Below are 10,664 nucleotides of genomic sequence, written 5' to 3'. Positions count from 1 at the left end.
GCCGCGGCCCCGGCGGGGCTCGCGCTCGCGACGGGCGGCCGGCGGCTCGGGCTCGGCGTCGACGTCGGGCTCGACGTCGGCCTCGCGGCCGCGGGGGGCCGGGGCGTCATGGTCGCCGAACAGGGAACGGCCGCGACCTCGCTCGTCGCGCTCCACGCCCAGGCCGAAGCCGAAGCCGAACTCGTCGGCGTCGCGCGCGGCCGGCGGCGGCGGCGGGGGCGGCGTGGGGGCCTGGCGACGGGCCGTCCGGCTCGGGGGCAGGTCGGGGTCGAACGGCTCGGGCTCCTCGCGGCGGGGGCGTCCCCAGCGGGACTCGGCCGCCTCGACGTCCTCGACCTCGCGGTCGTACTCGAACGACTTCCCCCACGACGTCGCGCCCCCCTGGCCGCGGGCGGAAGGGCGGTCTTCCTCGTACTCGGGCTCGCGGGGCGGCTCGGGGGCCGGCCGCGCCGGCGCGGCGAGGTCCCGCTGGCGTTCGCGCTCGCGCTCGTCGTCGAGCCCCTCGCCGACGCGCCGGGGGGACTCGGAGCGGTCGCGACGACCCTTGATCGAGAGGTCGGGGCGCTCGCGCTCGGGGCGCTCGCGGCGGCGGGGCTCGCGGTCGCCCCTGGGCTCGCGCTCGGCGCGGGGCTCGCGCTCGGCCCTGGGCTCGCGGGCGCGGGGGGCGGGGGGTTCGGCGTCGTCCCCCTCGTCGTCGGCGCCGGCGACGGCGCCGTGGCGGTCGTAGTACTGGGGCTCGACGTCGGAGGCGTGGAGGAACCCGTTGCGGCCGACGGAGAAGTCGACGAAGGCGGCCTGGATGGCCGGCTCCAGGTTGACGATCTTGCCCTTGTAGATGTTGCCGGTGTAGCTCTCGTGGCTGCTGCGCTCGACGTAGAGCTCTTCCAGGACGCCATTCTCGATGATGGCGATCCTGCACTCCTCCGGCTGGAGGACGTTGATCAGCATTTCTTTTTTCATGCGACGCCTTCCGGGTGATCGCGGTTGACGGGGATTGTCTCGGGGGCCCGGGGCTCGTCGGCCCCGGGGGATGTCTCGGGGGGCGTCACGCCCGTGGCCGGACGTTGCGTCGGCGCGGGGCGGTCGGCCAGCAGTTCCACGCGGGTGCGCGTCAGGACGGCCCCGCCTTCCAGGAGGTCGCGCGCGCCGAGGGCTTCGAGCACCTCCTCGGGGCGGACCGAGCCTTCGGCGGAGGCCTTCAGGCGGACGCGCAGGGCCCCGCCGGGGGTCATGGCGGCTTCGAGCAGGAGCGGGCGCATGTCGAACTCGGTCGTGCGCCCCTTGTCCGGCCGCCGCCGGGTCACGATGCGGCTTTCGCTCTGCAAGAGGACTTCGAGGGCCGCCGCCACGGGCTGGCGACGGGCCTCGGGGACGGGGATCTCGTATTCGGCCCAGGCGGGCCGAGGGGGGGGCGCGGAGGCTTCCAGCGCCCGGGCGTCCAGCCAATCGAGCCCCGGGGGGGACGCGGCGGCCAGGCGGCCCATCAGCTCGCCGGGATCCAGGGGCTCCGCCAGCTCCAGGTCGACGACCTCGCCGAGCCCCTCGATCCCCAGGCCCATCGCCAGCGCGAAGGTGATCTTGGGCCGGGGCGAGAAGCCCTGGGTGACGGCCACCGGGATCGCGGCGCGGCGCAGCAGGCGCTCGAGGCAGCGCATCAGGTCGTGGTGGCTGGTCAGGCGGAGGTCGCCGCGCTTCGCGAAGCGGAGGCGGACCTTGGCGGCTTGGGTCATAAGGCGGCGGTGCTTCGGTGCGATCGGTCCGGTCGGCGGCGGGGCCGGGGGGAGCGGGGGGCGGGGCGGGGCGGACGCGGCGGCGATGGGTCGGTCGCGAGGCGTCTCGTCGGGGCCCGGCTCGGGGCTCGTCGCGGCTGGCGCGGTCGGTTCGGTCCGGATCGGGGTGCGTCGTTCGTCGGGAGCGTTCCCGGCGGGGCCTCGCCCGGCCGTCGTCGCGACGGGCGGGGGCCGGGCGGGGAACCCGGGGGATGGTCGGGGGGCGGCCCGGCGGCGTTCAGCCGGCCGGCTCGCCCGGGGGGGCCGGCGGGAGGGCTCGCTCCAGCAGGGCGACGACCTCCCCCGCCGTGTCCAGCGTCAGGGCCTCGGCGGCGACGGCCCGCGCCAGCCCCACGTCGACGCCGCGGATCACGCGGCGGACCTCCGGGATCTGGTGCGGCGCCATGCTCAGCTCGCGGACTCCCAGGCCCAGCAGGAAGGTCGTGTAGAGCAGCTCGCCCCCCATCGACCCGCAGACGGCGCAGGGGATCCCGCTCGCGGCGGCGGCCTCGACGACCCGGGCGATCAGCCTCAGGACGGCGGGGTCGGCGGCGCTGTAGAGGTCGGCCACGGCCTCGTTCGTGCGGTCGACGGCCAGGGTGTACTGGATCAGGTCGTTGGTGCCGATTGAGAAAAAGTCCACCTCCTTTGCGAATCGGTCGGCCATCAGGGCGGTCGCCGGCACCTCGACCATCGCGCCCAGCGGCGGGGCGTCGCGATGCGGGACGCCCTCGGCCCGGAGCGTCGCGGCGACCTCGCCGATCAGGTCGCGGGCCCGGCGCAGCTCGTCGAGCGTGGTGACCATGGGGAGCAGCAGCCGGACGTCCCCCAGGGCGGCCGCCCGCAGCGCCGCCCGGATCTGGGTCCGGAAGATCTCCGGCCGGCGCAGCGAGTACCGCAGGCTCCGCAGCCCCAGCGCCGGGTTGGCCTCGGGCCCGATGTCGCCGACGTGCTCGGACAGCTTGTCGGCGCCCAGGTCCAGGGTCCGGATCACGACCGGGCGGCCCCGCATGGTGCCGACGGCCTCGGCGTAGGCGGCGAACTGCTCCTCCTCGGTCGGCGGCGTCGTCGAGCGCAGGTACAGGAACTCGGTGCGGTAGAGGCCGATCCCCGCGGCGCCCCAGCGCAGGCAGGCGGCGGCCTCGTCGACGAACTCGATGTTGGCGTGGAGCCCGACCTCGACGCCGTCGCGGGTCACGGCCGGCAGGGCGGCCTCGCGCGACAGCGTGCGGAAGCGGGCGACCCGGGCCTCGGCCGCGGCCCGGTAGCGCTCCAGCTCCTCGGGCGAGGGGTCCAGGATGACCAGCCCGGCCTCGCCGTCGATGACGGCCTGGCGGGCGGACCGGCCGCTGTCCAGCAGCCTGCCGACGCCGACCACCGCGGGGATCTCCAGCGCGGAGGCGACGATGGCGGTGTGGCTGGCCCGGCCGCCGGCCTCGGTGGCGAAGCCCAGGACCCTGCGGGGGTCGAGCTGGGCGGCGTCGCTGGGGGTCAGGTCGCGGGCCAGGATGATCGACGGCGCCGCCAGGCCGTCCTGGAACGACGGCGGCCGCCCCCCGGCCAGCCGGTCGACGATCCGCGCCTGGATGTCGCGGACGTCGGCCGCGCGCGCCGACAGGTGGGAGTCGCTCAGGGTCTCCAGGCGGTCGGCGAGCGCCTCCAGGATCTCGATGACGGCGTGCTCGGCCGTGATCCGACGCCGCTCGACGCGGGCCCGAGCGTCGGCGGCGAGCTGCGGGTCGCCGATCATGGCCGCGTGGGCGGCGAGGATGCCGGCGTACTGCGGGCCGAGCCGCTCGCGGGCCTCCTCCTCGGCCAGCGCCACCTCGGCGGCGGCGGCGGCCAGGGCCGACTCCAGCCGGGCGATCTCCGCCGGCACGGCCTCGGCGGCGATCCGACGGGCCAGCGGCCGCGGGCCCCGGGGGTCCAGCACGACGACCGGGCCGATGGCGATGCCGGGGCTCACGCCGACGCCGCGGAGGGTCGGCTCGGCCGGCTCGCCCAGGTCGTCCGGGGTGGGGCCTCCCGGGGGCCCGGTCATCGCGGCGGCTCCGCGCCCTGGCCGGGCTCGGCCTCGATCGGCTCGCCGTCGTCGTCCTCGTAGAACCGCGCCGCGGCCAGCGCGGCCAGGGCGGCGACGGCCTCCTCGGCGTCGGGGCCGCGGGCCTCGACCTCCAGCCGGGAGCCGCGCTCGGCCGCCAGGGAGGTGAGGTCCAGGATGCTCTTGCCGTTGAAGCTGCCGCCGTTGAAGTGGACGCGCACGTCGGATTGATAGCGCAGCGCCAGCTTCACGAACTTGTCGGCGGGCCGGAGGTGGAGGCCCAGGCTGTTGAGGATCTCGATCCCGCGGCGGGCGACGGTCGTTTCGTGGATCATCGGCGGCTCGATCGGCGTCATGGGCCGGCGTGATCGGCCCGGGGGGCCGTCCGTCGCGGGCGTTGTCGTGTCGTTCGCGGCAGGTCCGCCGGGGCCGCCCCGGCGGGGCGGCGCCGGCCTTCGCTCGGCGGAGGGGTCAGACGGCGGCGCCGTCGGCCTCTTCCAGCACCTCGACGACGTCCTGGGAGGACTTGGCCTGCCGCAGGAAGCTGACGAACCGTTCGTCCTTCAGGTGCCGGGAGATGTTCTCCAGCGCCCGCAGGTGGTCGCCCGGCTGGTTGTGGGGCGAGACCAGCAGGAAGAAGATGTCGACCGGGTCGCCGTCCAGCGCGGCGAAGTCGACCCCCCCCTGCGACAGGGCCACGGTGCCGATCAGGCGCTGCAGCGTCGGGTGCCGGGTGTGGGGGACGGCGACGCCCATGCCGATGCCGGTGGAGCCCAGCTCCTCCCGGTTCAGGATGGCCCGGACGACGCTCTCCACCTCCCCGTCGGCGAGCTGGCCGGCGGCGTGCAGGGCGGAGACCATCTCGCGGATGGCCTCCTCCTTGGACGTGGCCTTCAGGTCGATGATGATGCTGTCCCGGACCACGAAATCCAATAACTTCATCCGCCCCTCCATCGACGGGCCGCCAGGCCGATCGGTCCACCTTCATGCCGGGGCCGCCCCCCGCCCCCTCGTCGCGGGATGGGGGGGAGCCATGCGCCCGGGGCCCGGCCTATCGCTCCACGCCCCGCGTGGGGGAGCCGGGCGGCCGACGTCCTCGATCCCGACCGGCTCACTCGACCTCGTCGGCGGCCGATGCGGCCGATCGCGAGGGGAGCCCGCCCTGGGGGACGTCGCCCTTGTGATTCTGCGTCTTTTCCTTGTACCGCTTGAGCTGGCCTTCGATCTTGTGCAGCCCCTGGTCCGCCGCCGCCTCGAGGCTCGTGGCGGTCTCGGCCGCCACGAAGTCGTTCTTGTGCTCGGCGCTCACCTGGAACTCGACGCGCCAGACGGCCTTCTCCTGGCCGGCGGCGATCTCGATCGACATCAGCCGGCCGAACTTCGTCAGCTTTTGGGCCTTCTCTTCCAGCCGCTCTCGCTGCGCCGGGGTCAACTCGCCGTTCCGCGCCGAGATCGTGATTCTCACCCATCGACTCCTTGGCGATCGTCCTGGGTCGGGCCGGGCCCGGAGGAGGCCCGCCATGGCGGGCGCGGCGGGTCGCTCGAATCACCATAACCTCCGCCGCGAGGCCGGGTCAACCCACCTTCGATCCAATCCGGGGGGCCCGTTCCGGTGGCGCCGGCGCCGGGCGGGTGGCTTCCGTCGGCGGCCGTCGGCCCTATGATGGGGGCCGTCCCCCTCCCCCGCCCGCTCCCCCCGAGGGCCCGCCCCGATGTGGATCCAGGACTACGACCCGGCCGGCTGGCAACCCGCGTCGACGCTGCTCGCCGCCCTGCCGATCCTCACCCTGATGGGGCTCCTGATCTCCGGCCGGGCGGCGGCGTGGAAGGCGGCCGGCGCGGCGCTCCTGGTCGCCTGCGCGACGGCCGCGCTGGGGTTCGGGATGCCCTGGCGGATGGCGGCGTCGGCGGCCGGCGCGGGGGCGGCGTTCGGGCTGATCCGGATCGTCTACCTCGTGGTGTCGGCGATGTTCCTCTACGACCTGGCGGTCGCCACCGGCCGGTTCGAGGTCATGAAGGCGTCGATCGCCCGGGTCTCGCCCGACCGCCGGATCCAGGCGGTGCTGGTGGCCTTCTGCTTCGGCGGGTTCCTGGAGGGCTGCGCCGGCTTCGGCGCGCCGGTGGCCATCGCGGCGGCCTTCCTGGTGGGCCTGGGCTTCCGGCCGCTCCGGGCGGCGGTCCTGGCGCTGGTGGCGAACACCGCGTGCGTCCCGTGGGGGAGCGTGGGCATCCCGCTGACGACCCTGGGAGGGGTCTCGGGGATGGACGTCCAGGCGCTGAGCGCCGCGACGGCCTGGATCCTTTTCCCGACGACGTTGCTGACGCCCTTCGCGCTGGCGGGGATCGTCGCCGGGCCGCGTCGGATCCTGGGCGCGTGGCCGCCGCTGCTGGCGGTCGGGCTGACCTACGCGACGGTCCAGCTCCTCTGGGCCCGGTTCGTCGGGGTCGAGCTGGTCTCAATCGCCTCGGCGATCGCGTCGCTGGTCGCGGCGGTCCTCGCGCTGCGGCTCTGGCGACCGGCGGAAGCATGGCGTTTCGAGGAGGACGGCGACCCGACCGCGACGTTCGCCGCGGCGGCGCCGCCGGCGTCGAGGCGAGGGGTCGTCTCCGCGTGGCTGCCGTTCGCGCTGCTGACGGCGGCGGTGATGGCCTGGGCGACCCCGGCGGTGAAGTCCCGGCTGGACGCCTGGGGGACGTGGAAGGTGGAGGTCGCCGCGCTGCACAAGCAGGTGGCGCGCGGGGAGGCGGTGACGGGGAGGCCGTCGCCGACGCCGGCCGACCTGGAGCCGGCGGTGGTCGACGTCGCGCCGCTGTCGGCGGTGGGGACGGCCGTGCTGCTGGCGGCGGTCATGGGGGGGCTGATCGCGGGGGTGAGGCCGGCGGAGATGGGCCGGATCTTCCTCGGGACGCTGCGACGCATGGCCCCGCCGGGGGGGGCGATCCTTTGCATGCTGGCCCTGGGGTTCGTCACCCGCTACTCGGGGATGGACGCCGTGCTGGGGCTGGCGTTCACCCGGGCCGGCGCGACGCTCTACCCCGTCTTCGGGACGATGCTGGGCTGGCTGGGGACCGCGCTGACGGGGTCGTTGACGTCGAGCAACGCGCTGTTCGGGAGCCTCCAGAAGATCACGGCGACGAAGCTGGGGCTCTCGCCGATCCTGATGGGCGCGGCCAACGCCGCCGGCGGGGCGATGGGGAAGATGGTCGCCGCCGCGTCGATCGTGGTGGCCGCCGCGGCCACCGGCGACGAGGGGCACGAGGCCGAGGTCCTCCGCGCCGCGCTGCGATACAGCCTGGCCATGGCGGCGATCGTCGCCGCCGTCGTCTGGATCGCCGCGACCATAATGGGAGGCGCGCCCGCATCCTTATAATAGTGGATGGGCCGGTCGCGGGGTCTTCGCTACGTGGAGATCCTGGCGATGAAGGCAACGACAAGCATCCCTTCTCCCCTGGTGGGAGAAGGTGGCCGAAGGCCGGATGAGGGGGCGATCGGCGTCGCGACTCGGCGAAGATCCTCGCCGTTGTAGCGCGAGCGGCCGTCGGTCGCGCCCCCTCATCCGCCCCTCCGGGGCACCTTCTCCCACCAGGGGAGAAGGGAGGATGGACTGTTCCTTGGTCCATGTTGTCCACGAAGCAATCGTGCCCCTTGCCGGGCGAGCTTGCGCCCAAGGGCTACCGCCTTGCATGGCCCCGGGCCGTCGCGATAGCCTCCGGGGCTGGACTCGTCCGAATCCGTCCATGAAGCCGGAGGGCCCGCGATGAAATTCGTCCTGTATCGCGACGTGAGCAAGGAATATCGCTGGCGGTTGGTCGCCGCGAACGGCAACATCGTGGCCGACAGCGGCGAGGGCTACAAGAACAAGGCCGACTGCGCCGCCACCATCGAATCGATCAAGAAGGCCGTCGCCGAGGCCCCGATCGAGGAGGAATCCGGGGAATCTTCCTGACCTCCGCAAACCATTGCGCACCAAGAGGTTCATCCGGAAAATTCCGCCCCGCCGTCGCGAACGTTCCTGGCTGTCGTTCGTATTAACAGGTATGAACAACACCCTTGATCGTCCGACCACGAAATCGCCCGTGGCGCTGGCCCGGGCGGCCCTGGAAGTCGCGGCCGAGGCGCTGCCGGCGTACTCGTCCAAGTTCTCGCGCAAGGACTTCACGCAGCATCAGCTGTTCGCCATGCTGGCGGTCCGTCGCTTCCTGAAGCTCGACTATCGCGGCCTGGAGGTCCTCCTCCGCGAGTGGTCCGAGCTGCGCGAGGCGATGGGGCTGCGGAAGGTCCCGGACCACTCCACCATCCAGAAGGCGGCCCGCCGCCTGCTGGAGACCCGGCCCCCCGCCCTGGCGTGGCTGGCCGCGGTGAAGTCCCCCCACCCCCGCCGCGTCGCCTGATCGACGCGCGGTCATTTCCCGCCGATTGTCGAGAAACGTGAAATCCCGACCCAAACCCCGGCGATCGTCCGGGGTGATGGGTGTTGATGCGCGTTCCTTGACAATTCGGACGGTTTGAAGCGGGGCCGCATTCGGCCAGGCTCGTCAAGCGTGGAACGCGCGTCCCGCCGCGACAGGACGCCGGCGGGGTCCGCGCGTCGGGCACCGCTTCGGCTCATCGCTCGCGCGGCGGATGGATTCATGCTCACCGAGCATGAATCACGCGTCCCCTCTCCCGGCGGGAGTGGGGACATGATCGGGCCGACGGCCCTCTTGATTCACTCTTCGAAAACGACGAACGAAGCCAACTTCACCAGACAGCCAACCCACGCAATCGCAATAACTTACGCCAAATCCCCGGCGCGGCGGCGATGACGAACGAAGCCAACCGCGCCAGGCTTCAGAGCGACGGGATCGAGATGAATTCCGGCGGTGCCTCGGCCGAGCGGAGGAGGCAGGCGGAGGGGGGGCCGATGCCGCCGCCGGTGTCCAGCCGGATGCGCACGGCGTTCGCCTCGGGCTCGGGGACGGTGTCGTGACCCGTCACCTGGACCTTGCCCGGGTACGGCAAGGGTGAGCGCGAGAGCTTGCGGTCGGCGCCGATCCAGACGGGGTACTCGGGCTGCCAGAGGCGGTCGGTATTGGTGTTGGGCCGGGGTCGCATCTCGGCGCGGTGCCAGCGGCGTTCGCGCAACGCGGCGACCTGCTCGGCGGGGGTGGCCTCCAGCTCGGGGGAGAGGCCGCAGTGGAGGAACAGGTGGCCGGGTGCCTCCACCACCCACCGCAGATTCACCAGGAAATCGCGGTGCGCCTTCGGCATCGCCTCGCGCAGCGTCTCCAGGTCGTCGGCCGTCAGGATGGCGCGGGGGTGGAAGCGAGGGACGTAGGAGGCGAGCGTCGGCCCGGCGGAGTACACGGGGGGGAAGTGCCCGCGCCAGTACGACGAGGGGGGGCCGTCGTCGAGCCGGGCCGTCCGGACCAGGCCGAGGTCGTGGTTCCCCGCGACGGCCGACCCGCCGGCCGGGCGCCGCAGGAGTTCCAGCACGAGGTCGATCGTCCCGCGGGTGTCGGGGCCGCGGTCGCCGTAATCGCCGAGGAAAACCACGGCGGCGTCGGGCCATTCCGGCAGGCGTTCCAGCCGCTCCACGAGCCGTTCGAGGTCGCGCCGGCGGCCGTGGAGGTCGCTGACGGCGATGATGGGATAGGCCAGGTCGTCGGGCAGGGTCATCGGGCGGGGCTCCTCTCGTTCCTCCATCCAGTCTATCGGGAACCCTCGCCGGCCGCCGCCCGAACCTTGCGACGCCCCCCCGGCCGGGTTCTCATGGTGGGCGAGGAGGCGTCATGAGCTGGTTCCATAAGCGATCCGCCGATCGGACGTCGCCGACGGCGGCCCTGGCCGCGATCACCGATTCCGGGCTCCCCCGCGACGGCCTGGTCCTGGTAGCCGACGGCATCGGGGGCTTCGACGTCTGCGGCCGGGCCCTTTCGAGGAGGGTGAAGGCGGCGGGCCTGCCCTACGCGACGTGGATCGTCCGCTGGGGCCACGGCTTCGGACGCTGGTACTCCGACCTGACCGACGCCGACGAGTGCGAGGCCCGCGCCGGCGACGTCGCCGAGACGATCCGGCTCTACCGCGCCGAGCGGCCCGACGCGCCGATCTTCCTGGTCGGCAAGTCCGGCGGCTGCGCGGTGATGGTCAAGGCGCTGGAACGGCTCGACGCGCCGGAGGTGGAGCGGGCCGTCCTGCTGGCGCCGGCGCTCTCGCCGGGCTACGACCTGACCCGGGCGCTCGGGAACGTCCGGTCGGAGGTCGTCGTCTTCTGGTCGCCGCTGGACGTCTTCTTCCTGGGACTGGGGACGGGCGTGTTCGGGACCTCGGACCGGGTGCGGGGGCGGGGCGCGGGGCTGGTGGGGTTCCGGACGCCGTCGCCGGGGGACGAGCCCGGGAGGTTGGCGGCGTATCGCAAGCTCCGCCAGGTGCGATGGTCGCCGAGGATGGGCTCGACGGGGAATCTCGGCGGCCACCTCGGGTCGGATTCGCCGCGCTTCCTGGCGAGATACGTCGTGCCCTTGCTGCGGGTCGCGACGGCGGCCGGGGGTTGAATCGCCGGGCGGGGTCAAGCCGCCGCGCGACGCGGGCCGATACGGTTAGGGCCGCCCGAGCGACTCCCGCTCGGGGCGGCTTTCCCCCCCGCGGACCCCGTCCGAGCGTCGGGGGCGCGGCCTCGCGACAATCCGTCGCCGGCCCCGCCCCGGACGCTCGTCCCGTCGAGGGGAGGTCCGCGTGAACGTGCCCCGTGGTTCCGCACCGCGCGGCGGCCCCCGCCTCCCCCTGGAGACGAGACCCCCACACGACCCCATCGCAACGGGGGACGGGGGCCGCCCGCACCGCTTCCCCCCCGCCCGACGGCTTGAGCGTCGGC

11 protein-coding genes are annotated in these 10,664 nt (G+C 73.9%); 4 read left to right on the top strand and 7 right to left on the bottom strand.

Annotated features, from left to right (window positions below; all coding sequences use genetic code 11):
• From WG209_RS15465 to raiA, 6 genes are all read right to left on the bottom strand, one after another.
• The coding region (locus WG209_RS15465; RefSeq protein ID WP_337175963.1) for a hypothetical protein at positions 1 to 960 on the bottom strand (960 nt) is incomplete at its 3' end.
• Positions 957 to 1,730: a TIGR03936 family radical SAM-associated protein gene (locus WG209_RS15460; RefSeq protein WP_337175962.1), complete on the bottom strand. Its 774-nt coding sequence runs from the start codon at positions 1,728 to 1,730 to the stop codon at positions 957 to 959. The genes WG209_RS15465 and WG209_RS15460, both read right to left, overlap by 4 nt.
• Before the next feature lie 277 nt (positions 1,731 to 2,007).
• Positions 2,008 to 3,810: a phosphoenolpyruvate--protein phosphotransferase gene (ptsP, locus tag WG209_RS15455; protein ID WP_337175961.1), complete on the bottom strand. Its 1,803-nt coding sequence runs from the start codon at positions 3,808 to 3,810 to the stop codon at positions 2,008 to 2,010.
• Positions 3,807 to 4,145, bottom strand: a complete 339-nt coding sequence (locus WG209_RS15450; RefSeq protein WP_337175960.1) for an HPr family phosphocarrier protein — start codon at positions 4,143 to 4,145, stop codon at positions 3,807 to 3,809. The genes ptsP and WG209_RS15450 overlap by 4 nt, the downstream gene beginning before the upstream one ends.
• Before the next feature lie 136 nt (positions 4,146 to 4,281).
• On the bottom strand, positions 4,282 to 4,752 hold the full coding sequence (locus WG209_RS15445) for a PTS sugar transporter subunit IIA (RefSeq protein ID WP_337175959.1): 471 nt from the start codon (positions 4,750 to 4,752) through the stop codon (positions 4,282 to 4,284).
• 169 nt (positions 4,753 to 4,921) lie between these two features.
• Positions 4,922 to 5,275 (bottom strand): ribosome-associated translation inhibitor RaiA, encoded by a 354-nt coding sequence (gene raiA / locus WG209_RS15440; RefSeq protein WP_337175958.1) that lies wholly within the window; start codon positions 5,273 to 5,275, stop codon positions 4,922 to 4,924.
• Positions 5,276 to 5,522: 247 nt separating this feature from the next.
• Between raiA and WG209_RS15435 the strand changes: the two genes are divergently transcribed.
• From WG209_RS15435 to WG209_RS15425, 3 genes are all read left to right on the top strand, one after another.
• Positions 5,523 to 7,181 (top strand): L-lactate permease, encoded by a 1,659-nt coding sequence (locus WG209_RS15435; protein ID WP_337175957.1) that lies wholly within the window; start codon positions 5,523 to 5,525, stop codon positions 7,179 to 7,181.
• 387 nt (positions 7,182 to 7,568) lie between these two features.
• Positions 7,569 to 7,757 carry a DUF1508 domain-containing protein gene (locus WG209_RS15430; protein WP_337175956.1) on the top strand — a complete coding sequence of 63 codons (189 nt, stop codon included), beginning with the start codon at positions 7,569 to 7,571 and terminating at the stop codon, positions 7,755 to 7,757.
• Between the two features lie 130 nt (positions 7,758 to 7,887).
• Positions 7,888 to 8,202, top strand: a complete 315-nt coding sequence (locus WG209_RS15425) for a hypothetical protein (RefSeq protein ID WP_337175955.1) — start codon at positions 7,888 to 7,890, stop codon at positions 8,200 to 8,202.
• Between the two features lie 439 nt (positions 8,203 to 8,641).
• On the opposite strand, the gene WG209_RS15420 is transcribed toward WG209_RS15425, so the two are convergent.
• On the bottom strand, positions 8,642 to 9,469 hold the full coding sequence (locus tag WG209_RS15420; RefSeq protein WP_337175954.1) for a metallophosphoesterase: 828 nt from the start codon (positions 9,467 to 9,469) through the stop codon (positions 8,642 to 8,644).
• Positions 9,470 to 9,582: 113 nt separating this feature from the next.
• Here WG209_RS15420 and WG209_RS15415 point away from each other — a divergent pair, with 113 nt between their 5' ends.
• Complete coding sequence (locus tag WG209_RS15415; protein ID WP_337175953.1) at positions 9,583 to 10,344, top strand: alpha/beta hydrolase; 762 nt, start codon at positions 9,583 to 9,585, stop codon at positions 10,342 to 10,344.
• Positions 10,345 to 10,664 lie beyond the last annotated feature (320 nt).

This window comes from Paludisphaera sp. (assembly GCF_037189885.1).
GTDB lineage: Bacteria > Planctomycetota > Planctomycetia > Isosphaerales > Isosphaeraceae > Paludisphaera.
The sequence above is the reverse complement of the archived record's forward strand: the minus strand, read 5'-3'. Positions and strand labels throughout refer to the sequence as shown.

Bases quoted from the DNA above. Each gene is read 5' to 3' on its own strand.
- WG209_RS15415 (WP_337175953.1), top strand. From the start codon at position 9,583: ATGAGCTGGTTCCATAAGCGATCCGCCGATCGGACGTCGCCGACGGCG.
- WG209_RS15445 (WP_337175959.1), bottom strand. From the start codon at position 4,752: ATGAAGTTATTGGATTTCGTGGTCCGGGACAGCATCATCATCGACCTG.
- WG209_RS15435 (WP_337175957.1), top strand. From the start codon at position 5,523: ATGTGGATCCAGGACTACGACCCGGCCGGCTGGCAACCCGCGTCGACG.
- WG209_RS15430 (WP_337175956.1), top strand. From the start codon at position 7,569: ATGAAATTCGTCCTGTATCGCGACGTGAGCAAGGAATATCGCTGGCGG.
- WG209_RS15450 (WP_337175960.1), bottom strand. From the start codon at position 4,145: ATGATCCACGAAACGACCGTCGCCCGCCGCGGGATCGAGATCCTCAAC.
- WG209_RS15460 (WP_337175962.1), bottom strand. From the start codon at position 1,730: ATGACCCAAGCCGCCAAGGTCCGCCTCCGCTTCGCGAAGCGCGGCGAC.
- WG209_RS15420 (WP_337175954.1), bottom strand. From the start codon at position 9,469: ATGACCCTGCCCGACGACCTGGCCTATCCCATCATCGCCGTCAGCGAC.
- ptsP (WP_337175961.1), bottom strand. From the start codon at position 3,810: ATGACCGGGCCCCCGGGAGGCCCCACCCCGGACGACCTGGGCGAGCCG.